The following is a 24,068-nucleotide window of genomic DNA, read 5'->3' on the forward strand; positions in this document are numbered from 1 at the left end:
TTATGCCCATCAATCACTGGAAAAAAACGACACGTGTGTGATCAATCGCAACAGGGTAAAGAAAGGATATGACAGTTTAAAAAAGGGTGAAGAAACATGAGAGCACTATCATCATTCCTCGTATCGCTCGTACGCCTGATTTTTGGCATTATCGAAGCGATTCTTGGAATTCGCATATTGCTGAAATTATTCAGCGCAAATCCAACAGCTCCATTCGTGCAGTGGATCTATGACTTTTCAGCGCCATTATTATATCCATTTCGAAACATCTTTCCAACGACGGAATTCGCTGGACAATATGTCGTTGAATTCTCTGCAGTGTTTGCACTGATTGTGTATAGTATCGTGGCATCACTCATTGTACGGTTTGTGGCAATGGGATTAACGAGTCGTGAGAGAAGGTAAGAGAGGAGAAACGCTGGGGGACAGCGTTTCTTTTATTGGTTATACGACTTTTATTATGTAATAGAACAAGAAGAAACCCTCTTGCAACCGTAAGAGGGTTTTATTTTGAAGTAAAATAGAATCGAACTACTAAGCTATTCACCTGCCCAAATTTTAAAAAATAGTATATTCTTGATTTAAGTCAATGAAAGTCTTCCTCAGACGAAATACAATAGATTTAACATCAAAGTCGAGGAGGCACTTATATGGGGTTAGGGAGAACAACGAATCAAAACATGCAGCAGAAAGCAGCAGTCTTTTCTGGTATTGCCTTACTAGTTATGATAGTTGCTGCGGTTTTTGCTCAGGGGTATGTTCACAGTTCACTAGTCGTTGACGGTGATGCGGCAACGACATTAAGAAACATCCAAGCATCTCAAGGTTTGTTTCGTCTTGAGGTACTTGGATGGCTCATCATTATCATTATGGATTTAATTGTTTCGTGGGGCTTTTATGTTTTCTTGAAGCCGTTTCATCCTGGTTACGCATTATTAGCAGGGTGGCTACGTTTCCTTTATACAGCCATGCTAGCCATTGCCGTTTCACATCTTTTGATAACCAATCGTGTTGTTCAAAATTCAGAGTTAGGTACGTCATCGCGCGTGGCACAGCAAGCGATGGATTCCATCACAGCTTTTGAAGCAATTTGGTCATTTGGATTAATCATTTTTGGCCTTCATCTGATCGCGGTGGCCCTGGTAGCAATGAATACAAAAAAGATACCAAAGGTGATTAGTATCCTTGTTGTTATAGCAGGCTTCAGCTACTCGATTATTCATTTCATGTACAATTTTGTCCCACAAATTGAAAACGTTATTGGGCTACTAGAATTAATTCTGATGGCTCCCATGGTCATCGGTGAATTAGGTTTTGGGATCTGGTTATTGGTGAAAGGAAGAAAAGTAACGATGGACTAATCAACAATCCTGAGATTAGCTACCGACCTTTTCTTAATACGACTTAAAGATTCTGGCTTGATTCCCAGGTAGCTTGCTAGTTGGTACTGGGGAACCCGGTCAATTAAATCGGGTCTTTTTTCCATCAAATTGTGGTAGCGCTCTTCTGGCGTCGAAGAAATGAAGGAGGAGAAATTATCTCTCATAGCACCCATATCTTCTTCAATCATTTTGCGAGTCAGTTCTTCTAATACCGGATGCATGTCGTAAGCTTCCTGCTCAGTAGATAAATCACCTACAATAAGCGTACAGTCTTCCAAGCAGCTAAGAGAGTATGGAGAAATTTTGTCGGGAGTATGCTGATTAAAGATCGTGACACTCTGTTCTTCCGTATAGAAATTGAACGTATTCTCATTTCCATTTTTATCGACACCGTAAAGCCGGACACATCCCTTTAAAACAAAATAGCATTTGTCAGGAACTTCACCTTGATGTAAAAGGACCGTTCCTTTCTTAAACGTAGCAACAGGAATATCGATTGTCAGCTTTCTTAATTCGGATTCACTGAGATCCGAAAACCGTTTCATATATTGGATAAGGATATCTTTCATGAATTCATCTCCCTTATCAAAATTGTATATATCTTTTAGTATAGCATCACTAAACAGGTAGAGGTAAGGCGGTTTAAAACAGCTTATTCAACCAACATTGCAGGTTGAATAAAGAAAAATGAACATGATGTTTATATTTATAAGTATACTTAATGAACGAAGCTAAATATTGGAGGAGATTTGTTTGGACCTATTTTTATTTATATCCGTAATCGTTGGGATGACGTTTATCTTTTTATATTTTGTAATGAATTTTGACTTGAAAAAGAAGAAGTTAGAGGTAGAGGAAAAGAAACTGGAGTTGGAAAAAAGGAAGTTGGAATTAAAAGAAGAAGCAGGGGAAGAAGAAAAGTTTTAGAATGAGTAAAAGCCCCTCAAAATACTTTGTGTACATTATACTTTATGTACTTTCGCATATTTCAAAAAATAAGTTGCCCTCACAATAAAAGCTATGATAAAATGAATTTTGTCGACAGGAAATCCCTGTCATAATACGGGGCATTAGCTCAGCTGGGAGAGCGCTACACTGGCAGTGTAGAGGTCAGCGGTTCGAGCCCGCTATGCTCCATCTACGGTAGGTATCGCGCTATATCAACGTTGACTTCCCGATAACTTAGACGCAGGGTAGCGCTACTACGAAAAACGGTGTACAGCACCGGTCAAAACGCTTCTTATTCCGAAATTAATTCGGAGTAGGGGGCGTTTTTTGTTTTGCGCCAAGGTAAGAACGTTAAGCAAACGAGAATAGCTGAAGCTTACCGCAAATCTATCCACAAATTGGACTCATTACGAGAAGTTCATTAACGCAAAGGTAGCCGAAGATAGGGCGGAAGGAACCGTAAATAAATACTGCCTATACTATCGTTTCTTTGTGGACTATATGGACGTAAAAGAACTCGGTAGTGACGTTCGAAATGTAGACATGGATTTGATACGCGCCTATGCCGCTTGGATGTAGAGGATCGCGTTAAATTGGACGGTCATAAGTTGCGGATGCATATTCGTTATACTTTATTTATCGCAGAAGTCGTTAAAGAAACAATATGCGGACTTTTTGCCGCTTAATGAAGTTCTTGGCAAATTGAATAAAGGCCGAAAGATCAAGGGTTAGACAAAAAAAGACGCTCCATCCTTGCTGGAATGAGAGGCCCTCCTATCGTAGCTAAGTAGGTTCACTGTAGTATTATTATAGCGTGGCAGTACAAATATCGCATGGTCGTAAGAAAAATGAAATGAGGAAGTCATCCCGTTTGGATTAATAAATCGTAAATATATTTCTTAGTGAATGAGAATGTACTTCTTATATATAAAATAGCGCGTAGATATTAATGGGGGAGGCGTTATTTTATGAAAAGAAAGCCAATAACAATAGTAATTGGACTGATATTTACGATCATACTTGTAGTATGGGCAGAAGCGCAGCCGGTAGACACTCCGAAAAATGACGATTATTCGACATACAACAGGGCTAGCGTATCTCAATATTATCGAAGCATTTATAAATAGTCGAAATCAAAACAAGACGCTCATGTGGGCGTTCTTTTCTTGTGAAAAAAATCGCTAGGGTGCGCGAAATGAAAATACCGTGGGTACTATTTTGAAAATAGTTGGTGGGACGATGAGCCTGACAATCTGTCCGAATACTTAAAGGGTTTCAATTTTTTTAACATAACTTTTGCTCCGTTACCAGCTAAGCATGTATAAACAAAAGTTTTTACTTCATCTGATTTCAGGTCGTGCCCTCCCGAATGAACAAATGCTGCAATTATACGCATTTGAACTAAGATTACGCTAGTGATGTTAGCTGGAAGGGTTAATGGTAATAGAACTATTCCACCAAGTTCAGATAAGAAACCACCAGTTGCACTTTTAGTATTTTGCCATCTAATTATGCTATCAACATTCTCTTCCAACGAACTATCTTTTTGACGATAATTATCTCTAAATTCAATTGCAACATCCATTCCTGGAATATCTCCATGGATTGCTTTATCGTATGACCAGTCTAATACAGACATTATGGCATCGTGTGTTAAAACTTTTTTCTTTGTAGTCATTCTTTTCTCCTCACTTTATGTTCTTACTCTATTTAATTACCATATTATTACTATAACTCGATTGTTAGTTAAAAAGACATAGGTGTTTTCAATAAAGTACATATTTTATCTAAATAGAACCCAGAGGGGATGACGCACCCTCTCCTCTTATTTCACTCTATTTGTTTTTCACTAAAGCAATTTCTTCCTTTCGCTTTACGTATGTATACCCAAGCATGGCCATTTCAAGTCCAAGTCTCCGGTCTGATTGTATGAAATTATCTCCTAGGATTTCCTCTAGTTTCAACATCCGATGATATAGCGTTTGTCTGACGACGAAGAGCTTTTCTGCTGTGTCTTTTTTAGAGCCATAATTTTCGAGATAGACTCTGAGGGTATCCAGCAGTTCTGTATTATTCTCTTCGTCATATTGAATCACTTCGCCAAGGTAGTCTCGAATTAATTCTTCGAGGCTGTTTGCTTTATCATCCATTAAAATAAGGCGCTGGAGGTGAAGGTTTTTATAGAATGGTTCTTGAACTTGAAAAGTTTCTTGTATAGTAATTGTTTCCTGAGCCCTTCGTAAGCTCTCGGAAATACCGGACAGAGAGTGAAAGTCTCCGCCAAAGCTGATGGTATTGTATAAACTTCTCACTTTTGTGTCTAGCTGAGTGACAACATTTTTAAGGCGTTTTTCTCTAGAATCGATGGGCCTCTGGTCAATTAAAATAAAGAGAATTGTTACCCTATCCTGGAAAACGGTTGGTTGAAAACCTTCGTTCAAGAAGAATGATTGAAAGATATCTTGTTGATAAGGGATGCTTGAATCAAAGCCCGTCATGACACAAACAGTGCCGCACGGACTGGACTCGGAAATGACTTGTTCAAGATGCATGCTAGCCTTACTGTGACTCATTTCTCCCGTCAACCACTTACTAATCCAGCTTTCCTGTGGTGGGGTGAGTCTTGATTCACTTAAAATTAAACGGTTTATGTCCTGTGAAATATCAATGAATCGGACCTCGTTTTGGAAAATGATAATAGGAAGGTTGCGTTTTTCAGCGGTTTCAATCACGTCATTTGGCACTTTCTTAATGTAATCGCCAATTTCTATGCAAAGACATGCGACGTCTTTCTCAATCAGTTGATTAATGAAAGTGCCTGCATGCTGGAGGTTTGTGCCCCAGCCAATTCCAGTCGTAAGTACGCATTCCTTCCCATTCAAAAGGTGCTTCACTTGAGTTAACTCTAGAATGTGTGCCCAAGTGATGAGATTTTGAAGTCCCCTTGCTCCTGCGATGACTCTCGCGTTTTTGAATTGAGGTCTTCTTAACATGTCATGTACGGTAAAGGTGGCATTTGACAAAGTGTAATCCCCCGATCGTTTGGATTTAACAAGAGGTTAAATGACCAGTTGGTATGCTTTCCGGAACGTCCAATGTTCTTTTATCTTAGGAATGCTATTATTTAATTAGTCAGTTAATTCAAATATATCGGAAAAAGATAAAGAATGGAAGGGTGGTTCATTTTTGTTGTGGAGGGAGAGGAACGGTGTTTAATAATGGAGAGAAGTTCAGTAAAGGGGGAAAAACATGAAACAGAATCAAAAAGCATTTCAGGATGATCCGCGATATCGCGTGGCGAATCGAGAAGCGTTAATAGGTGTTGGCCTGGTCATTTTAAATTTCATTTTATGGTATGGATTTGCTTATGGACTCGGTTCAAAGCCTGTAGCCGAGTATAGCTATATTTGGGGCCTTCCTGCCTGGTTTTTCTACAGTTGTATTCTAGTTACGGCTCTTATACTCGTCCTTGTCATTCTGGCAGTTGTATTCTTATTTAAAGAAGTCCCGTTTGATGAGGAGGGTGAGCAATGAACTGGCAAGTAGTGCTACCTCTCCTTATTTTCCTTGTTGTTATCTTCATGGTCGGTTTCTATGCTTCTACGTATTTGAAATCAACATCGAATTTCCTTCAGGAATACTTCCTTGGAAGCCGTCAGCTTGGTGGATTCATTCTAGCCATGACAATGATTGCTACATATGGAAGTGCCAGTAGTTTTATCGGTGGTCCTGGTGTTGCTTATACGATGGGGCTTGGCTGGGTGCTTCTCTCAATGACGCAGCTTGCTACTGGATATTTTGTTTTGTCTGTTCTTGGGAAAAAATTTGCGATTATGGCACGTAAAATTCGTGCGGTAACGCTGATTGACTTCTTGAAAGAACGCTATCAGAGCAAGTGGGTTGTCATTCTCTCTGCTTTAAGCATTATCATTTTTCTATTCTCAGCGATGGCTGCTCAGTGGGTTGGTGGGGCGAGGCTAATTGAATCTCTCACAGGACTTTCTTACACCGGTGCACTATTTATATTTGCTGTTTCGGTTCTGGTTTATGTCATTATTGGTGGTTTCCGAGCCGTTGCGATTACGGATACAGTACAGGGTGTTGTGATGTTAGTCGGAACGCTTATTATCTTAGTCGGTACAGTAATAGCGGGTGGAGGAATGGGGAAGATTGTCTCTGATCTTGCTGCAGAGAACCCAAATTTAATCTCACCGTTTGGTTCTAATCGCTCGCTTACCCCGCTATATGTCTCCTCGTTCTGGGTTCTGGTTGGAATTGGTGTTGTAGGTCTTCCGCAGGTTGCTGTAAGAGCGATGTCCTATAAAAGTTCTAAGGGCATGCACCGAGCACTTATTATAGGGACGGTCGTCGTGGGATTTATAATGCTTGGCATGCATTTAACCGGTGTGTTCGCTCGTGCGGTTCTGCCAGGAATTGAAGTCGGTGACACAGTAATGCCGCAAATTGCGATGGAAGTATTACCTGCCTGGCTCGCGGGGATTGTTCTTGCCGCACCGATGGCAGCAATTATGTCGACAGTGGACTCTTTATTACTTCTAGTGAGTTCTGCAATTGTAAAAGATGTTTATATAAATTATGTAAAGCCAGATGCGAATGATCAAACGATCAAGCGCTTTAGTATGGGAGTGACGACGCTCATCGGGGTTCTAGTCTTTGCGATGGCGATTAACCCCCCAGAGTTACTGATCTGGCTCAATCTGTTCTCCTTCGGGGGATTGGAAGCAGCGTTTATATGGCCAGTTGTTATGGGTCTATATTGGAAAAGAGGAAATGCTGGTGGCGCTATGGCATCCATTCTAACAGGAGTTGGAAGCTATATTCTATTTAATACATTTATGCCAAATGCATTTGGCATGCATACTGTTGTGCTACCAGTTCTTGTGTCATTTGTAGGTTATGTTGGTGTCAGTTTGCTAACAAGCAGGAAACATGCCGTAGTTCAGAATAAAGTGATTACGAAACTTTGGAGTGCATAAGGAGTGGGGCGGATGATTTTAGTAGAACAGAAACAGCGTGTCGAGCGTGATAGTAAAGAGGTTGTGGCTTTAACGCAAGAACTTGTTCGAATCCCAAGTGTGTATCGACCTGGCACGGAGGATGGAAATGAACAGGCAGTGGCGGAATATGTCGCGAGCTACATGAAGAAAATGGGTCTTGAAGTGCATATGGAGGAAGTTGAGCCTGGTCGCCCGAATGTGATCGGAATTCTCGATTCGGGTAGACCCGGAAAAACATTATTATTTGAAGGGCACACAGATGTTGTCACGGAGGGAGATCGATCATCATGGACATACGATCCATTTGGAGCAGAGATTGTTAATGGACGGATGTTTGGTAGAGGAACTAATGATACGAAGGGAAACTTGTCCTGTGCGATTACAGCCATCCATTCACTCATTCAGGATCGTGAAACGATTAATGGAAAAATCATCATGTGTGTGCCTTGTGATGAAGAAGGTATGATGATCGGGATTAAACATTTTATCGAAAAGGGCTGGGCGAATGGAGTTGATGGGGCGATTATTTGTGAACCTGAAGAGAATCAACTATGTGTGTCACAAAAAGGGGCAATGAGAATCAAGGTTCAGGTATACGGGAAGCAAGCGCATGGGGCGATGCCTCTGACTGGTGTGAATCCAAACACGCGAATGGCGAAAATCATTGTCGCGCTTGATGAGTTAGAACAACGTGAGAAGGAGCGACTTGGAAAGCATGTTGAGCTTGGGTGGCCAAGCATTACTCCAACTATTCTGATGGCACCAACAGCTGGCGAGCCTCAAATCAATGTCGTACCAGATCAATGCATGACAACACTCGATATTCGTACCGTTCCTGGTCAGGATCATGAATGGCTCAAAAAGGAGATTCAGTCCATTATAGATCGTTTGGCAGAGCAGGATTTAGATTTTAAAGCAAGCCTTGAAGTTATTGAAGATAGGCCATGGACGAGCACAGATCGAGAAGATCCAGTCGTTAAAGCAGTTGCGGCCGCATATACAGCTGTTACAGGAAAAGCGCCAGTCTACAATGGTGTGCCTGGGGCAACGGATGGAACGTTTTTACATTTAGCCGGTATTCCGATACTAACGACAGGAGCAGGCGATCGAGAAGTTCCGCATCAAACAGATGAGTATGTTGATATTGATGATCTTGTGGAAACAACGCAGCTCTACCGTGAAGCAGCGCTGCAATTTTTGAGGAAATAGGGGGAGCTTGATGAAACTAGCGATCATTCCTGGAGACGGAATTGGACCAGAAGTAATGAATGAAGCGATAAAAGTACTGAATACGCTTTCGCATCTTGATTCAAGCTTCTCCCTTCAATTCGAAGAGCTCCCTTGGAGTAGTAATTATTATATGAAATCTGGAAAAATGATGCCTGCCGATGCACTTGATCAACTTAAACAGTTCGATGCCATTCTTTTTGGAGCCATTGGTGACACACGCGTTCCTGATGATATCACAATCTGGGATTTAATCATGCCAATTCGAAAAGAGTTTCAGCAGTATGTGAATGTACGTCCTGTTAAACAATTAAAAGGGGTAAAAGCACCTCTTATAACGAAGGCGCCAATTGATTTTGTTGTTTTTCGTGAAAACGCCGAGGGCGAATACTCTAATATGGGTGGACGGATGTATCATGGCACTAGTCAGGAAATGGCGGTTCAAACTACCGTAATGACGAAGGAAGGCATTCGACGTCTTGCTGAATATAGTTTTCAGTATGCGAGGGAACACGGTAGGAAAAAGGTGACGAGTGCTACGAAATCGAATGTGATCACCCATACGATGAAGCTGTGGGATGAGGTTGTGAGTGAAGTCAGTCAGGACCACACTGGTATTGCTCTTGAGAGCATTTATATTGATGCACTTGCGGCCTATTTCATCAATCGTCCTGAGGCGTTTGAAGTAGTGATTGCATCCAACCTGTTTGGGGATATTCTAACTGATCTTGGAGCGGGACTTGTTGGAGGCCTCGGTCTGTCGCCATCAGCCAATTTAAATCCTGAAGGGAGATTCCCATCAATGTTCGAGCCTATTCATGGCTCAGCTCCAGATATTTCAGGAAAGGGAATAGCGAATCCTATCGCCCAAATATGGTCGGCAGCCTTGATGCTCGAACATAATGGGCGTCCTGATTTAGGAGAAATTATTTTGCATTCAATTGAAAAAGTACTGGTAGATGCAGAGTTTCTCACACCTGACATGGGTGGGAAATCGCAAACAGCCGTACTCGGAGATGCCATTATTCGAGCGATTCATGAACAGGCTTAAGGGAGGTCAAGAGAATGCGGTTGAGAGAAAAAACAGTGATTGTAACGGGTGCTGCAGGAGGAATGGGAAGTACTACGGTGCGAAAACTTTTAGAAGAGGGCGCTAATGTGCTTGCAACGGATCTTCATGCCAATGTATATATAGATGAGAACATAGAAGGCTCTCTTCATCATGTTGAAGCGGATCTCACAGATGAGAAGCAGGTGAAAGAAGTGATTAGCGCTGCGAGTGAAAGGTTTGGCAGAATTGACTGTCTGGTGAATGTGGCCGGTATGGCGCAACCGGCGACACCTCTTGAAGATATTCCGACTTCATTCTGGGAAAAGATCATGGCGGTGAATACAACATCGGTCTTCTATATGTGCCGAGAAGTAACACCTTTCATGAAGAAGCAGGGTAGCGGCGTGATCGTTAATGTTGCTTCGATTGCTACAGAGCGTGCTCGTCCAGGATTAAGCGCGTATATCGCATCAAAAGGAGCAGTAGTTTCTTTTACAAAAGCGCTTGCGATTGAGCTTGCTGATGAGGGTATTCGTGTGAATGCGATTAATCCTGGCCCATCAGATACTGGGATGCTAGGGGAATTTACCGGAGTTAATACTGATGCTTTAAAACGGGAAGCGTTCAAGAAATCGGTTCCACTTGGAGAACTTATTGAACCGATTGATATAGCGAATGGTGTTGTTTTTCTTTGTTCAGAAGAATCCAGAATGACAACAGGAGCTGTGTTTAATATTGATGGGGGCCGAGGCCTTTAATTGAAATGGAAAGGTGGGGAGGAAGTGAAGGTACTTCAAAACTATGTGAATGGAAAATGGGTGTATGCGTCAGCTAGTGAACAAATTCCGGTGCACGCTCCCTCAAGTGGAGAGCAAATCGTCTTCTGCCCAAGAAGTAAGGTGTCGGATATCAATTCTGCTGTAGATGCTGCTTCAGAAGCTTTTGAAGGGGAAAAGTGGAAAGCCTTTAAGCCACATGAACGTGGCGCAATATTGTTTGAGATGGCTAATATGATTCGTGAATCGTCAGATGAGTTGGCACACCTTGAGACACTTGATACGGGTAAGCCGCTATCGCAGGCGCGTTCTGATGTTGAAGCCGCTGCTCGTTACTTTGAGTATTATGCTGGCGCAGCGGATAAAGTTTTTGGTGAAACAATTCCAGTGGAACCTGGCATTCTAGACTATACGATACGTGAGCCCGTTGGTGTTACAGCACACATTATTCCGTGGAATTACCCGCTTCAAGTAGCATCTAGAAGCTGTGCGGCAGCCATTGCCACCGGGAATACTGTCGTAATGAAGCCTGCGGAAGATACCCCGCTTACTGCTGTGAAGCTAGCTGAAATGTTCGACCGAACGGCACTTCCTGATGGTGTGTTCAACCTTGTAATGGGATATGGAGCAGAAGCCGGTGCAGCACTATCGGCGCATCCATTTGTGAATCATATTACGTTTACTGGATCTGTGGAGACAGGGTCAGCTGTAATGACAGCGGCTGCTCGAAATATTGTCCCGGTTACGTTGGAGCTTGGAGGTAAATCTCCTAATCTCGTTTTTGCAGACTGTGACCAGAATCTTGCGGCCAATTGGGTCGTGAAATCGATTTTGCAAAATGCGGGGCAAACCTGTTCCGCTGGATCAAGATTGCTTGTAGAGTCATCTGTGAAGAATGCTTTTTTAAAAAAGGTAGTTGAGCGTATGGAAAAAGCCGTCATTGGACCGGGGGAGAAAGATCCTGATATTGGTCCTATTCTGAACGGGACGCAATATGAACGAATTGAAGAATTTATGAATGCAGTTTATGACGAGGGTGGAACGTTTCTATTAGGCGGTGCACGTGAGGTAGTAGCTGGATATGAAGGCGGCTACTATTTTCAGCCGACAGTAATTGATGGTTTAAGTTCTTATAGTAAAGTAGCGAGGGAAGAAGTGTTTGGGCCGGTGCTGTCTGTTTTTTCTTTTGATTCAGAAGAAGAAGCCATTCGACTCGCGAATGGTACGGATTATGGATTAGTTACTGGTATCTGGACAAAAGATATTGCGAGAGGACATAAAGTGGCTGAGAAAGTCAAAGCTGGACAAATCTTTATTAATAATTATGGAGCCGGCGGAGGGATTCAAATGCCGTTCGGGGGATATAAAAAAAGTGGATTTGGCAGAGAAAAAGGATTAGAAGCACTTCGGAATTATACACAGTTGAAGAACGTGGCGGTGAGAGTTTATTAATCAAGCAATCAGTGGGGATGGCTCTCCCGATTTTAAGTAGTATAGAAAATAGAAGGAACCGGGGCATTCACTGGGTAATGTAGTAACGTATGAATCTACTCGTATCTAAAAAAGAGCCCTCAGAGAGGACTCATATTATCATGCTAACGCTGTTTTTGTTTCTCAATAAATTCCTTCATCAACCGAATGGTTTCTTCCTTATCCTCTTTTGACTTATGAGGATGAGCGTAGATTCCTTTCTGGTTTTTATCAATATCATCAATTAATTCATCACGTTCTTTATCGGTGGTGACATGATTATTTCCAAACATATCATCTCACTCCTTTATCTATAGTATATATTAATTAGCTGTCTTGATGCAAACGTATCAAGAACCAAACGATCATTCGAAAGGTGACTAGCTCCCAAGTCTAGATAAAGCTTTATTAACTTTTGATTACCTCTTTTAATATGTATGGCCACATAGCCATCGAATCCTTTGTCAAAGCTTGTTTTAGAAGCGAAAGCAAATAAGGTAGGAGCAACTTTCAGACCAGAAGTGTCATTTCGATTGTAAGGAGCAGATTCAATCACTTCTACAAGAATAAACCCTTCATGATACTCAAATGAAATACCTGCCTGTATATCATTTGAACCTTCAACTAGTAGCTTATAGACTTCGCGGTGAGGATTACTCAATTCATATCTCCATGTAAATCCCCATGGAGGTTTTTTCATATGTGGGAGATCTTTACGTTGAATACGTTCAAAGTATCCCCGGTATTGCTGGTCACTATTCTTTTTCTCTACTATGAACATGGCAGTAACATCCCCTTACAATATATGTATATAACTTATATTATCAGAAAAATTAATTAAAGAGCAGAAATTAATGGATACTTACTGCTTTTTAAACAGCTATTAACCCCAAACTGGTTATATTTGTTACAATTAAACCATAATAAGGTTTCGGAATTTATGGGGGTGCTTCACATGAAAAACAGCAACTTTCATTTTCTAGATGATCAATGGGGTTTATTAGCGAACTTAGGGGAAACAGCAGAGCGAAATGTATTTGGCGATCCGAATACAACCCTAATTAAATTACGCATGTTTGCTGAAACATTGACGAAGTATGTTCTCGCTTATGAGGAAATTAAAGAAACATATGATACAAACCAGGTTGATCGGTTAAAAGCACTTAGAAGAGACGATTTGATTACAGAAGAATTATATACGATGTTAGATACCATAAGGCGTAAAGGGAACAAAGCGGTTCATGAAGCAGGGTATGGTACCGAGAAGGAAGCCCATGCTTTATTACATATGGCTTTTCGTTTATCTGTCTGGTTAATGCAGGTATACGGAGACTGGCATTTTAAAGAGCCAGCATTTCAGGAGCCTGTTCAAAAGCAAGTAGTGGATGAAGAAGAACTCCAAGAACTTTCCAGTACTTATGAGGATAAAGTGTCTCAGCTTGAGAGTGAGCTTGAGAAGTTAAGACAGCAACAGGCATATGTGTCATCAGACGATAAATTGCAGCGTAAAAAAGGAGCGAAGTCGTTTGGTAGTCGCTTTGAACTGACCGAAGCGGAGACTCGCGTTCTTATTGATGAACAATTAAGAAAAGCGGGTTGGGAAGCTGACACAGAAACGCTTAGATTTGGGAAGAAAGTGCGTCCTGAAAAAGGAAAGAACATGGCGATTGCGGAGTGGCCGCTAAAGAAAGGTTTTGCTGACTATGCTCTCTTTATCGGATTAGAGTTTGTTGGCATTGTAGAGGCAAAAAGGACAAGTAAAAATATTATCTCTGACATCGAACAGGCAAAGAACTATGCTAGATTGGTTGTCAAGCATGATGAGGAAATGATCCATATGCCATATGGTGATTATTTTGTTCCTTTTCTGTTTGCAACGAATGGACGTCCCTATATCAAGCAATTTGAAGAGAAGTCTGGGATCTGGTTTTTGGATGCTCGTAAGGAAACGAATCACCCACGACCACTCAAAGCCTCGTATTCCCCACAAGGGTTAAAAGATTTACTAAAGAAAGATGTTGATGAGGCAAACAAGAAGCTTCATGATGAAACGCTAGACTATTTGCAATTACGTCCGTATCAAGAAAAAGCGATCAAGGCTGTAGAGAATGCGCTTGAAAATGAAAGTAGAGAAATTCTACTTGCCATGGCTACAGGGACGGGTAAGACTCGTATGGCAATTGGCTTGATTTATCGACTCATCAAACTTAACCGTTTTAATCGCGTTCTCTTTTTAGTGGATCGAACGGCTCTTGGGGAACAGGCGGAAGCGGCATTTAAAGATTCGAAGCTTGAAAGCTATCATTCGTTTACAGAGATTTTTGAGCTTCAATCACTTCAGGATGCACTGCCAAACCCTGAAACGAAAGTGCAGATCGCGACGGTCCAGGGAATGGTGAAACGATTGTTCTATTCCAAAACAGAGGAAGGACGGGAAGCCCCTACTGTCGATCAGTATGATTGTATTATCGTGGATGAAGCGCACCGAGGGTATACGCTTGATAAGGAAATGTCAGAAGTGGAAGAGCTTTTCCGAGATCATAATGAGTACGTGAGTAAATATCGTCAGGTGCTGGATTACTTTGATGCCGTTCGAATTGGGCTAACAGCGACCCCTGCTTTCCACACCGTCGATATTTTCGGAAAGCCTGTTTTCACTTATTCTTATCGAGAAGCGGTGGTCGATGGTTATCTCATTGACCATGAGCCTCCCTATCAATTTGAAACAACGTTAAAGAAGAATGGCATTCAATGGTCTGCCGGTGAATCAGTAGAAGTCTACAATACACGAACGGGCGAAATAGAGGCGGAGCTACTAGAAGATGAAGTGAATATTGAAGTCGCCAATTTTAATAAAATGGTCATTACTGAAAACTTCAATCGTGCTATTTTATCCGAGTTAGCCAATTACATTGATCCAATGAGTCTAGGGAAAACGTTGATTTTCGCCGCATCCGATGACCATGCTGATATGGTTGTTCGTATCTTCAAAGAGGCATTGGAGGAAATTCACGGTCCGATAAGTGACAATACAGTGATGAAGGTGACGGGCACGATTAAAGATCCATCTCAGGCGATACGACTTTTTAAAAATGAACGATTGCCGAATATCGTTGTCACGGTTGATTTGTTAACGACTGGAATCGATGTGCCGAACATCTCGAATCTTGTTTTCTTAAGACGAGTGCGCTCTCGGATTCTATATGAGCAAATGTTAGGGCGAGCAACGAGAAGAAGTGATGATATTGGAAAGGATCATTTCTCCATTTATGATGCCGTTGGGCTGTATGAATCACTCAAGCCATATACATCTATGAAGCCGGTGGTGAGAAGTCCCAAAATAACCGTTCGTCAATTAGTGGAAGAACTCGAACAGTTGAAGAACACAGAACATCAGACCCAGCATAAAGAAGAACTGATCGCGAAAGTGCAGCGGAAAAAGCAAGGATGGACGGAAAAGGATCAGGATGATTTCAAAGTAATTTCAGGTGGCAAATCAATTAATGAGTTTGTGGATTGGATGAAGCAATCGAAACCTGAAGAGGTTGTGGAGGAACTGACGGCCAATCAGAACGTTCTTCAGTATATCGATGAAAATCGGGGGAGACCGGTCCTTCAGTATATCTCTCAACACAAAGATGAAGTGAAAGAAGTGACGCGCGGCTACGGCAAAGCGGAGAAACCGGAAGACTACTTGCAGAGCTTTAATGAATTTATTCTAGAAAACATGAACTTGATTCCTGCCCTTCAAGTTGTTTGTACACGACCAAAAGAATTAACGCGCGCGCAGTTAAGAGAATTGAAAATTGCACTTGATCAGCAAGGGTTTACTGAGAAGAGTCTACAAACCGCATGGCGGGACACGAAGAATGAAGATATTGCAGCTGACATCATTAGCTTCATTCGCCAGCAGGCCATTGGTGATCCGTTGGTTGACCATGAAGAGCGGATCAAAAATGCGATGAAGAAGATTTATGCGATGAAACCATGGCCGAAAGTCCAAAAGGCATGGTTGGAACGAATCGAGAAGCAATTGATCAATGAAAGTGTATTAGATCCCGATCCAGAGAAGGCTTTCAACGTTGAACCGTTTAAGAGCAGAGGCGGTTATAAACAATTAAATAAGATATTTGGTGGACAACTGGATGACATCGTTAGTAAAATCAACTATGCACTATATGTTAATGATGAGAAGGAGCAAGCATAAGAATGGGCAACCAGCAGATTGTACAGAAGCTATGGAATTTATGTAACGTATTAAGAGATGACGGTATTACCTATCACCAGTACGTAACAGAGCTTACGTATCTGTTATTCCTAAAGATGATGAAAGAAACGGAAAATGAAACAGCCATTCCAGAAGAGTATCGTTGGGATTCTTTAACGAATCTTCACGGACTTGAACTGAAAACACACTATCAGAAGTTACTGATTGATCTAGGCCAAGAAAGCAACCCGGTCCTTAATCAAATCTATACAAACGCAAAAACAAATATCGACGAGCCGAAGAACCTTGAGAAAATTATCCGTTCGATCGATGAATTGGACTGGTATAGCGCGAAAGAAGAAGGACTCGGAGACCTTTATGAAGGACTACTTGAAAAGAATGCAAGTGAAACAAAGTCAGGAGCGGGACAATACTTTACACCTCGTACACTGATTGATGTGATCGTTCATTTAACAGATCCAAAACCAGGCGAACGATGCAATGACCCAGCTGCTGGAACATTTGGCTTCATGATCGCAGGAGATCGTCACGTTCGTGAACAAACCGATGACTACTTTGACCTTGGTGAAAAAGAAGCCGAGTTTCAAAAGTACAAAGCCTTTTCAGGCGTTGAGCTCGTAAAAGATACACACCGATTGGCTCTTATGAACGCCATGCTTCACGATATCCAGGGTGATATTATCCTTGGGGATACGCTATCCGAGCTTGGAAAAGATCTAAAGAACTACGATGTGATCATGACCAATCCTCCATTTGGTACAAAGCAAGGTGGAGAACGACCAACCCGTGATGACCTCACGTATGCAACAACGAACAAACAATTAAACTTTCTACAGCATATCTATCGTGCGCTAAAGCCAGATGGAAAAGCGCGTGCTGCGGTCGTTTTACCGGATAACGTTCTCTTTGAAAGTGGCATTGGAGCAAAAATCCGTGAAGACTTAATGGACAAGTGTGATCTACATACTATTTTACGCTTACCAACAGGGATCTTTTATGCACAGGGTGTTAAGACTAACGTGCTGTTCTTTAACCGCGGAACGGATGATAAGGACAATACGAAAGATGTGTGGGTATATGATCTTCGCACGAACATGCCAAGCTTTGGTAAACGAAACCCGTTAACTGAAAAGCACTTTGAAGAGTTTGTGAAGGCTTACCAGACAGAAGACAAAGCAAGTATTAAAGATGAGCGATTTAATGTCTTTACTCGTGAAGAGATTGCGAAGAAGGAAAATAGTTTGGATATTGGGCTAATTGCAGATGAGTCTTTGTCTGTCTATGAAAACCTGCCTGATCCGATTGACTCGGCGGAAGAAGCGATTGCGAAGTTGGAGCAAGCTGTTGGATTGTTGAATGAAGTAGTGGATGAACTTCGTGCGGTTGATCGTGGGACTACGTATGAAGATACAGAAGTTGAAGTGAGTATGGTTGCGGAAACTGCTGAGGTGGGTCGTAATGAGTAAGAAGGTTAAGAAGCAGAAGACGGTTGAGGAATTGTTGGATGAGGCTTTGGTGCCGGAAGAAGAGCAGCCTTATGAAGTGCCGGAGAATTGGGCGTGGATAAAACTAAATTCATACTATAATCACGTGAACGAACAAATTCAACCTGATGGTAGTGAAGACTATATTGGTCTAGAAGATTTGCAAAAAGGTGGCGGAATAATACAAAGGGGTAATGCACAAGGTCTGAAAAGCAAAAAAGTGGTGTTTAAATCTGGAGATGTAATTTATGGTAAACTACGTCCTTATTTAAACAAGCATGCATTTGTGAATTTTGATGGTATAGCTTCAACAGATATACTCGTATATCGCTCTAAAAACCTGATTTCAAATAAGCTCTTAAATTACTATCTTGGTTTACCACATGTGATACAATTCGCTAATGCTAATAGTAGCGGTATAAATTTACCGAGAGTTTCTCCTAAAACCATGAATTCCTTACCGGTCCCTTTGCCACCTTTAAATGAACAAAAACGAATTACTGACAAAGTAGAACGGCTTTTAAATAAAATTGATGAAGCGAAGCGATTGATTGATGAAGCAAAGGAAACGTTTGAGCTTCGTCGAGCGGCGATTTTGGATAAGGCTTTTCGTGGGGAGTTGACTGCGGAGTGGCGTAAACAAAATAACAAAACTGAAGAAAAAAATCTAAAAAACGATAAAAGTACCTTACTAGAATATTTTCCTAAAGCAATTTCTTTAAAGGACTATCCACAATCTTGGCTGCTAACTAATATTGATGAGATTTGTAAGGATTCTTTTTATGGACCAAGATTTAGCAAAAATGACTATACTTCTGATGGTTTTCCAACAATTAGAACTACCGATATGACAAAAGATGGTGAAATAGAGTTAAACAATCCCCCCTACGTTAAGGTTACCCAGGAGAAATTGTATAAATTCCAACTTAAAAAAGGGGATTTATTAGTAACCCGAACCGGAAGTATAGGAACAATGGCAGTTTTTAATGGTGATTATGATGCTATACCAAGTGCCTACCTAATAAGATTTCGTTTTAAAGAAGCAATTGACTCTAGATTCATCTTCTACTATTTAATGTCTCCAATAGGGCAACAAATGCTTGGGCTTGGTGCAACTGCAATTACTCAACCGAATATAAATGCCAAGACAATAAAAAACATACCGGTTTTCATACCATCTTTAACAGAGCAGAAGAAAATAGTTGAATTACTAGACTCGACTTTTGCTAAGGAAAAGGAATTGCTTAATATTATTCCTGCTGTTGAAGAAATTGATAAGTTGAAACAAGCAGTTCTCGCTAAGGCTTTTAGAGGAGAACTCGATTCGAAAAATATTACGGAAGAAAATGCTATAGAAATATTAAAAGATTTACTTCAAAAGAGTGTATAGCAGTTCTCAAAATGTAGATTAACAAGGATTTAGCTCTCATGAACGATTCATTAGAACAAACTTTCACAAAAGATGTGCCTAGGCTTTTGGATCTGAGCTCACTTTTGTTAAATTTTTATAAGTAGTTAAAGGTTAAATAGGACTTAGGAATCATGGGGACGGTTCTAGAGATGCTATCTAGTAATAATAATGGTGGCGTTGTAGATCTGGATCAGACATAGCAGTATACTAGTATCATTAACGGTTCTAAAAATTCACTTTAAATAGATATTTCGCAAATATACTCAAAGAAAACCCATATGAATTAATCATATCGATTAGATCATCTGGGTTTCTTTTTTTTAAATCAGTGGCGACGGTTCTCTTGGTTCTATATTAAGATAAAAAATAAAGAATCTAAAGCATTCACCGGGTTAAATGTCAAGTAAATGAACAAAAATTAGTTGGCCATGAATCGCTAGAACCGTCCCCACGATTCCAAGAAATTATGATAATTAGTATAAAAGATTGATTTGCGACATATGGGAGACATACAAAATCAACAGCATCCTGTTTTTGACTACAAGTAATCCAACATCTTAAGAGGAAACGTTCAGGAGCAGTTTGATGTTGCAAAAAGGGCTTTTATTGAAGTTGTCCCATAACATTTTGGTGACCATTTTATTTGAGTCACAGCCTTGTTGAGTATTTATTGTTTATTTCGTAATTTCGCTAACCGATCCGATCGAAGAAAATACTATTCAATTACCTTTTTGGTACAATAAGGAAAACATCATATAAAGGTGGATAAACATGGAGCTTACTTATACTTATATTCAAAAGTACCGAAACCTTGAAGATTTAAGTCTTACTTTTTCAAATAGATTTAGCATAACTTATCAAAATGACGAAATAAAAATAGAAAATAATAACCAAGAATTTAATGTTTTTAAGAATAAAGTTAATAATATTACCTCTATTGTTGGAAAAAATGGGACGGGAAAAACTAATATAATTGATCTTTTAGGTATGAGAATGGATGATAGAAAGCGGGAATGTATGTATGAAAAGCATAAGTATTTCATTCTATACCATATAGGAGATAATGAATTTGTAATTGAAGGAGTTGGCCGTGACTTAATTAAAGATATTGTCAATATTCCAAACGGCTGTAGCGAAGCTTATAGTATGATTGTAAAGTATACTAATAAAAAGTTTTCGTTTTGCAATTATCTTCAATTGGAAAAAGAAGAGTTCTCAAAATTGAATTATTTAAACATTAGAAGTTTTTTTAGAAAAGGGTATAAAAATTTATTTAGTTTTCAAAAGGAACCTGACTACACAGGTTATTTTCACCGTTATAACATTAACAGTAATACTATTCCCTTCACAGAAAAGTACAACTTAATTCAGGGTTTACATGAAAATTCAAATATCGAGGAAATATTTAAAACAGGGAAGAAAATAGAAGTGAAAATAAAACCTGAAATCTCCTATGAAACTAGACTAAATTTAAAACCCGAAGGTACATTCCTTTTGAAATACTTGCGTCAGAACAGTAATAAGCCAAATAATAAAACAATTTTTATTAGATCAACGATTGAAAAATATCTTCACTTTTCGTATGAGACCTATTTAAAAATAATTTCAGATAACAAAGATCTATCATTTGAAAAGTTGAATCAAGAAATCACTGATGAAATCCACATGATTAGCTATAAAACAGGACAGGAATTAGAATATTACTTTACTATTTTAAGATTAATAATGGATAAAATCGGTCCATTTGATGACAAAGAAAGTGTAGAATTATATTATTCAGCCTTTAAAGAGTTCATTAATGTAACTCAACAGTTAGATGAAAAATATTTCACTGAAAATCAAATTGTTTCTCCTATAACAAATAAGCAGGATACAAACTTTTATAAATTACTACGATGTATTGAGCATTATGTTAATCATGACCGAAATTATCTTAATAATATTTTATCGATAAACTTTGAACCTACTAGTTCAGGAGAAGAAGCTTTTATAAATCTGTTATCTTCAATAAGTTCTGGGTTGAATCTACAATTCTTAAAAGAGTCTAAAAAAGTAATTATATTATTGGACGAGCCAGATAATTTCATGCATCCAGAGTGGAGTAGAAGATTAATTTCAATATTAATAAGTTTTCTAAACACCACAGAACTCGATTGCTACTTTCATATTATAATTACTACCCATTCACCATTTATATTATCAGATCTTCCCAAAGAAAATATTATTTCCTTAATAGAGGACGAAAATAGCAGTAAAATTATTAGCTATCAGTTAGAGGATATCGACCAAACTTTTGCTAGTAATATCCATACTTTATTTTCAAAGAGCTTTTTTATGAATTCGACCATTGGTGAATTTGCTAAATACAATATTGATAGCGTTATTAATAGATTAAATAGTAATAAACCTGTTACAGAGAAGGAGCAAGAAGAGATAAGTGGAATAATTAGCTTAATAGGTGAACCACTTATTAGGAATAAATTAAAAGAGATGTATATTGATAAATTAGATCACTATAGTAGAAGGAAAAAGGAAAAAGAAATACTAGAAAAAATAAAACAGTATGAAAAAGAGCTTAGGTGGATAGGTGAAAATGATAAAGATTTATAATAATAAACTAAAAAGTCAGGCACTGACGCACTATAATTCTTTAAAAGAGCATATAAAAAAAAGCAGATATAACTATAATGACATTGATGATTGGTTTAAAAATAACGGAGCTAAAAAAAGCTTTAAAGAAATAGTCACAGGGAATTTCAGCGTTTTAGAAGATGTTAAAGATAAATATATAACTCCATCTAAAAAATATCCTAAGTATATACAATACTTAGTTACGATTTATAACAATCATTTCTCAAAAGCTAAATCAAATCTAGATGGTAATGGATATAACGCTTTAGAGATGGTTCAAAATATAGGAATAATAGTATGCCCATATTGTAATAGAAATTATATTAGTAATGTTAACCGTGTACATAGAGGAAAAAAAAGAACAAGTCACTTGGACCATTTTTTCAATAAAAAAACTTATCCTTTCTTAGCTATGTCTTTTTTTAACCTTGTTCCTTCTTGCCCGAGCTGTAATCATACAAAACACAAGGATAATATTTCTGTCTCTCCTTATGACGATCGAATTGATTTAGATACTTTAATTAATTTTAGATATATAGTAAAGTCTGGGAATTTTTTGAATAATCATGAGGATATACAGGTAGTGCTCTCCTACAAAAACCAGATAAAAGATAATGTGGAAAATTTAGGACTAGCAGATTTATATAGTATTCATCGAGACTCAGTTTATGAAATATTAAAAAAAGGACAAATTTATAACAAAGAATTTAAGGAGGAATTAATTCGAAATCATAACCACTTATTTAATTCCGAAGAAGAAATAAATAGATTACTATATGGGAATTTTTTAGATAACGATAACTTACACAAAAGACCACTAGCAAAGTTAAATAAAGATATTTTTGAAAATTATATAAAGAATTAGTGGTTTATCCTACTCAAACCAAAAAAATAAATTCTTAGATAATTTCTAAAGAGTAAGGTTGTATTTGTTTTTAATGGATAGAGACTCAAAGTAACTTAAGCCGATATTTTAAGGAATATAGGCTTCAAATTCTATATACACTAAGCTCGAAATTATTGTGGCAGTTCAGTATTGTTCTGTTTCTAGTTCGCATTCCAACTTTCAATTTTTCTTAGAGTATCATTTTTGTTCACCCGTGCTTCATTTATGTGTTTTTAAGATAATTCCAGTAAGATGTCAGAGGACACTATAAAAATTAATAAATCTTAGAATAGAAAATGACAGTACAAATGACTCTTTATCTTAAATACATAACAGGATTGCACGGTTCAGAGTGAAAACAGAAAACCTTAATGCCAATATGGGTCGTATTTATAACATCAATTCACCTTTGATAGTTATACTTTTTTGTAAACCAAAACTAATGAGAGAATATAGTCAAAATGAAATATTATATTTATCTTTAAGGCATTCCGATCGTTATGTTTTTTTATTATCAAATAAATGTAGAGCAGGAGACAGACCAGTAATAAATCTATTCTCATAAATTTCACAGGATTATATTGGTTTATATAGAAATTGGTACTAATAATCTTATGGAGGTGTTTTAATTGGACGAACTTCGGAAGGAGATAGAAGAAGACTTAAAAGTAGGTAAGTTGGCTGGTGCTTACACGCATGATATAGCTCCAGTAACAGCAGGTTACACTAATAAAGATGTTCATCAATTACTTTTGCAAATGGCTAAAGAGGGAAAAGTACAATTGAAAAAAGTAAATGAACTTGGAGGAGAGGGAGGATATATAGTGTTGTAGTGTCAAACCACTATAGTGGAGTTTTTACTATTTCACAAAGGTTCACTTTACCACTATTAAAAGGAACTGGATATAAATTATGTTTATAAAACATTCCTCTTGAATGTTTATACTAATTCTCTTTCTTTTGGTTTGTTTTGATCTTCTCTCCACTATTTATAATCGGTAATATGTTAATGATATCTAGAAATAACAATGGTGGCGTTGTAGATCGGGATCAGTTATAGCAGCATACTAGTATCATTAACGGTTCTCAAGCTTCACTTTAAATAGATATTCCGCAAATATACTCAAAGAAAACCCGGATGATCTAATCATATCGATTAGTTCATCCGGGTTTCTTTTTTAAGTATATGAGTCAATCAGTAATCCCTTGAGTATTGCGGAACGAAAAAGCCACTTGTGCGGAGTTTTTGAGCCACTCGGAGGACAAAGGGACAGGTTTCTCGTCCCTCCCAAAATGTCTGTAATGTAGGACGTTTGTGAGTTTTACTAACACAAATGCCAGCTACTTTAATTCTGTTTGCAATAGAAATTATTCCGTGCACTATTGTTTATCAAATCATTTTGGGGACGGTTTACCTGTCCCTCCGTCCCTTTTGTAAACGCTAGAATAAAGTGGTTCTTACGCACTCTTGGGGAAAGGTGAGTATTGCGGAACGAAAAAGCCACTTGTGCGAAGTTTTGAGCCATCAATTGCGGAGAATGGAGCCAGTGAATGCA

At 38.9% G+C, this 24,068-nt stretch carries 22 protein-coding genes and 1 tRNA gene; 17 read left to right on the top strand and 6 right to left on the bottom strand.

Going from position 1 to position 24,068, the window contains the following annotated elements:
• The first annotated feature begins 96 nt into the window (after window positions 1-96).
• Window positions 97-405 (top strand): YggT family protein, encoded by a 309-nt coding sequence (locus Q4550_RS22455; RefSeq protein WP_098444795.1) that lies wholly within the window; start codon window positions 97-99, stop codon window positions 403-405.
• A 245-nt stretch (window positions 406-650) separates the two neighbouring features.
• A complete protein-coding gene (locus Q4550_RS22460) occupies window positions 651-1,361 on the top strand; it encodes a DUF4386 domain-containing protein (protein WP_303536251.1) in 711 nt (236 codons plus the stop codon).
• Here the strand turns inward: Q4550_RS22460 and Q4550_RS22465 are convergent.
• Window positions 1,358-1,951 carry a Crp/Fnr family transcriptional regulator gene (locus tag Q4550_RS22465; RefSeq protein ID WP_303536253.1) on the bottom strand — a complete coding sequence of 198 codons (594 nt, stop codon included), beginning with the start codon at window positions 1,949-1,951 and terminating at the stop codon, window positions 1,358-1,360. The genes Q4550_RS22460 and Q4550_RS22465 overlap by 4 nt on opposite strands.
• A 184-nt stretch (window positions 1,952-2,135) precedes the next feature.
• On the opposite strand from Q4550_RS22465, the gene Q4550_RS22470 reads away from it, so the two are divergent.
• From Q4550_RS22470 to Q4550_RS22480, 3 genes are all read left to right on the top strand, one after another.
• A complete protein-coding gene (locus tag Q4550_RS22470; protein ID WP_303536256.1) occupies window positions 2,136-2,309 on the top strand; it encodes a hypothetical protein in 174 nt (57 codons plus the stop codon).
• 137 nt (window positions 2,310-2,446) lie between these two features.
• Window positions 2,447-2,519, top strand: a tRNA-Ala gene (locus Q4550_RS22475).
• Window positions 2,520-3,298: 779 nt separating this feature from the next.
• Window positions 3,299-3,457 (top strand): hypothetical protein, encoded by a 159-nt coding sequence (locus Q4550_RS22480; RefSeq protein WP_303536259.1) that lies wholly within the window; start codon window positions 3,299-3,301, stop codon window positions 3,455-3,457.
• An 86-nt stretch (window positions 3,458-3,543) separates the two neighbouring features.
• On the opposite strand, the gene Q4550_RS22485 is transcribed toward Q4550_RS22480, so the two are convergent.
• Window positions 3,544-4,008 carry a hypothetical protein gene (locus Q4550_RS22485; protein WP_303536262.1) on the bottom strand — a complete coding sequence of 155 codons (465 nt, stop codon included), beginning with the start codon at window positions 4,006-4,008 and terminating at the stop codon, window positions 3,544-3,546.
• Window positions 4,009-4,165: 157 nt separating this feature from the next.
• Window positions 4,166-5,353, bottom strand: coding sequence for a PucR family transcriptional regulator (locus tag Q4550_RS22490; RefSeq protein ID WP_303536264.1), 1,188 nt, complete (start codon window positions 5,351-5,353; stop codon window positions 4,166-4,168).
• A gap of 226 nt (window positions 5,354-5,579) precedes the next feature.
• On the opposite strand from Q4550_RS22490, the gene Q4550_RS22495 reads away from it, so the two are divergent.
• The 6 genes from Q4550_RS22495 to Q4550_RS22520 are packed head-to-tail and all read left to right on the top strand — an operon-like array spanning window position 5,580 to window position 11,854.
• A complete protein-coding gene (locus tag Q4550_RS22495; protein WP_303536267.1) occupies window positions 5,580-5,864 on the top strand; it encodes a YhdT family protein in 285 nt (94 codons plus the stop codon).
• Window positions 5,861-7,327, top strand: coding sequence for a sodium/pantothenate symporter (gene panF, locus Q4550_RS22500; RefSeq protein WP_303536269.1), 1,467 nt, complete (start codon window positions 5,861-5,863; stop codon window positions 7,325-7,327). The genes Q4550_RS22495 and panF overlap by 4 nt, the downstream gene beginning before the upstream one ends.
• 12 nt (window positions 7,328-7,339) lie before the next feature.
• Window positions 7,340-8,557 carry a M20 family metallopeptidase gene (locus Q4550_RS22505; RefSeq protein WP_303536271.1) on the top strand — a complete coding sequence of 406 codons (1,218 nt, stop codon included), beginning with the start codon at window positions 7,340-7,342 and terminating at the stop codon, window positions 8,555-8,557.
• 10 nt (window positions 8,558-8,567) lie between these two features.
• Window positions 8,568-9,626 (top strand): tartrate dehydrogenase, encoded by a 1,059-nt coding sequence (locus Q4550_RS22510; protein WP_303536273.1) that lies wholly within the window; start codon window positions 8,568-8,570, stop codon window positions 9,624-9,626.
• Between the two features lie 14 nt (window positions 9,627-9,640).
• Window positions 9,641-10,384, top strand: coding sequence for an SDR family NAD(P)-dependent oxidoreductase (locus tag Q4550_RS22515; protein WP_303536276.1), 744 nt, complete (start codon window positions 9,641-9,643; stop codon window positions 10,382-10,384).
• A gap of 24 nt (window positions 10,385-10,408) precedes the next feature.
• Window positions 10,409-11,854 (top strand): aldehyde dehydrogenase family protein, encoded by a 1,446-nt coding sequence (locus Q4550_RS22520; RefSeq protein WP_303536278.1) that lies wholly within the window; start codon window positions 10,409-10,411, stop codon window positions 11,852-11,854.
• A 143-nt stretch (window positions 11,855-11,997) separates the two neighbouring features.
• Here the strand turns inward: Q4550_RS22520 and Q4550_RS22525 are convergent, their stop codons facing one another.
• Both Q4550_RS22525 and Q4550_RS22530 read right to left on the bottom strand, forming a co-directional pair.
• A complete protein-coding gene (locus Q4550_RS22525; RefSeq protein WP_303536280.1) occupies window positions 11,998-12,165 on the bottom strand; it encodes a hypothetical protein in 168 nt (55 codons plus the stop codon).
• 14 nt (window positions 12,166-12,179) lie between these two features.
• A complete protein-coding gene (locus Q4550_RS22530) occupies window positions 12,180-12,653 on the bottom strand; it encodes a hypothetical protein (RefSeq protein WP_303536283.1) in 474 nt (157 codons plus the stop codon).
• Between the two features lie 174 nt (window positions 12,654-12,827).
• On the opposite strand from Q4550_RS22530, the gene hsdR reads away from it, so the two are divergent.
• The 6 genes from hsdR to Q4550_RS22560 all read left to right on the top strand — a co-directional run bounded on the left by hsdR (window position 12,828) and on the right by Q4550_RS22560 (window position 23,345).
• Complete coding sequence (gene hsdR, locus Q4550_RS22535) at window positions 12,828-16,079, top strand: type I restriction-modification system endonuclease (protein WP_303536285.1); 3,252 nt, start codon at window positions 12,828-12,830, stop codon at window positions 16,077-16,079.
• 2 nt (window positions 16,080-16,081) lie between these two features.
• Window positions 16,082-17,566 carry a class I SAM-dependent DNA methyltransferase gene (locus Q4550_RS22540; protein ID WP_303536286.1) on the top strand — a complete coding sequence of 495 codons (1,485 nt, stop codon included), beginning with the start codon at window positions 16,082-16,084 and terminating at the stop codon, window positions 17,564-17,566.
• Complete coding sequence (locus Q4550_RS22545; RefSeq protein ID WP_303536289.1) at window positions 17,559-18,974, top strand: restriction endonuclease subunit S; 1,416 nt, start codon at window positions 17,559-17,561, stop codon at window positions 18,972-18,974. The genes Q4550_RS22540 and Q4550_RS22545 overlap by 8 nt, the downstream gene beginning before the upstream one ends.
• A gap of 792 nt (window positions 18,975-19,766) precedes the next feature.
• On the top strand, window positions 19,767-21,605 hold the full coding sequence (locus Q4550_RS22550) for an AAA family ATPase (RefSeq protein WP_303536292.1): 1,839 nt from the start codon (window positions 19,767-19,769) through the stop codon (window positions 21,603-21,605).
• The gene (locus Q4550_RS22555; protein WP_303536295.1) at window positions 21,589-22,491 is read left to right on the top strand and encodes a hypothetical protein; all 903 of its coding nucleotides are present in this window, start codon (window positions 21,589-21,591) and stop codon (window positions 22,489-22,491) included. The genes Q4550_RS22550 and Q4550_RS22555 overlap by 17 nt, the downstream gene beginning before the upstream one ends.
• Before the next feature lie 650 nt (window positions 22,492-23,141).
• The gene (locus Q4550_RS22560) at window positions 23,142-23,345 is read left to right on the top strand and encodes a hypothetical protein (protein WP_303536297.1); all 204 of its coding nucleotides are present in this window, start codon (window positions 23,142-23,144) and stop codon (window positions 23,343-23,345) included.
• Window positions 23,346-23,858: 513 nt separating this feature from the next.
• Here Q4550_RS22560 and Q4550_RS22565 read toward each other — a convergent pair.
• Window positions 23,859-24,068, bottom strand: a 210-nt coding sequence (locus Q4550_RS22565; protein ID WP_303536299.1) for a hypothetical protein, incomplete at its 5' end; no start/stop codon positions are given.

It is taken from the genome of Anaerobacillus sp. 1_MG-2023, assembly GCF_030547345.1.
Classification (GTDB): Bacteria; Bacillota; Bacilli; order Bacillales; family Guptibacillaceae; genus Guptibacillus; species Guptibacillus hwajinpoensis_B.

Excerpts from the sequence above, each read along its gene's own strand:
- Q4550_RS22505 (WP_303536271.1), top strand. The coding sequence starts at position 7,340 with ATGATTTTAGTAGAACAGAAACAGCGTGTCGAGCGTGATAGTAAAGAG.
- Q4550_RS22460 (WP_303536251.1), top strand. The coding sequence starts at position 651 with ATGGGGTTAGGGAGAACAACGAATCAAAACATGCAGCAGAAAGCAGCA.
- Q4550_RS22555 (WP_303536295.1), top strand. The coding sequence starts at position 21,589 with ATGATAAAGATTTATAATAATAAACTAAAAAGTCAGGCACTGACGCAC.
- Q4550_RS22455 (WP_098444795.1), top strand. The coding sequence starts at position 97 with ATGAGAGCACTATCATCATTCCTCGTATCGCTCGTACGCCTGATTTTT.
- Q4550_RS22525 (WP_303536280.1), bottom strand. The coding sequence starts at position 12,165 with ATGTTTGGAAATAATCATGTCACCACCGATAAAGAACGTGATGAATTA.
- Q4550_RS22540 (WP_303536286.1), top strand. The coding sequence starts at position 16,082 with ATGGGCAACCAGCAGATTGTACAGAAGCTATGGAATTTATGTAACGTA.
- Q4550_RS22550 (WP_303536292.1), top strand. The coding sequence starts at position 19,767 with ATGGAGCTTACTTATACTTATATTCAAAAGTACCGAAACCTTGAAGAT.
- Q4550_RS22495 (WP_303536267.1), top strand. The coding sequence starts at position 5,580 with ATGAAACAGAATCAAAAAGCATTTCAGGATGATCCGCGATATCGCGTG.
- Q4550_RS22480 (WP_303536259.1), top strand. The coding sequence starts at position 3,299 with ATGAAAAGAAAGCCAATAACAATAGTAATTGGACTGATATTTACGATC.
- Q4550_RS22530 (WP_303536283.1), bottom strand. The coding sequence starts at position 12,653 with ATGTTCATAGTAGAGAAAAAGAATAGTGACCAGCAATACCGGGGATAC.
- Q4550_RS22485 (WP_303536262.1), bottom strand. The coding sequence starts at position 4,008 with ATGACTACAAAGAAAAAAGTTTTAACACACGATGCCATAATGTCTGTA.
- Q4550_RS22465 (WP_303536253.1), bottom strand. The coding sequence starts at position 1,951 with ATGAAAGATATCCTTATCCAATATATGAAACGGTTTTCGGATCTCAGT.
- panF (WP_303536269.1), top strand. The coding sequence starts at position 5,861 with ATGAACTGGCAAGTAGTGCTACCTCTCCTTATTTTCCTTGTTGTTATC.
- hsdR (WP_303536285.1), top strand. The coding sequence starts at position 12,828 with ATGAAAAACAGCAACTTTCATTTTCTAGATGATCAATGGGGTTTATTA.
- Q4550_RS22515 (WP_303536276.1), top strand. The coding sequence starts at position 9,641 with ATGCGGTTGAGAGAAAAAACAGTGATTGTAACGGGTGCTGCAGGAGGA.
- Q4550_RS22545 (WP_303536289.1), top strand. The coding sequence starts at position 17,559 with ATGAGTAAGAAGGTTAAGAAGCAGAAGACGGTTGAGGAATTGTTGGAT.
- Q4550_RS22510 (WP_303536273.1), top strand. The coding sequence starts at position 8,568 with ATGAAACTAGCGATCATTCCTGGAGACGGAATTGGACCAGAAGTAATG.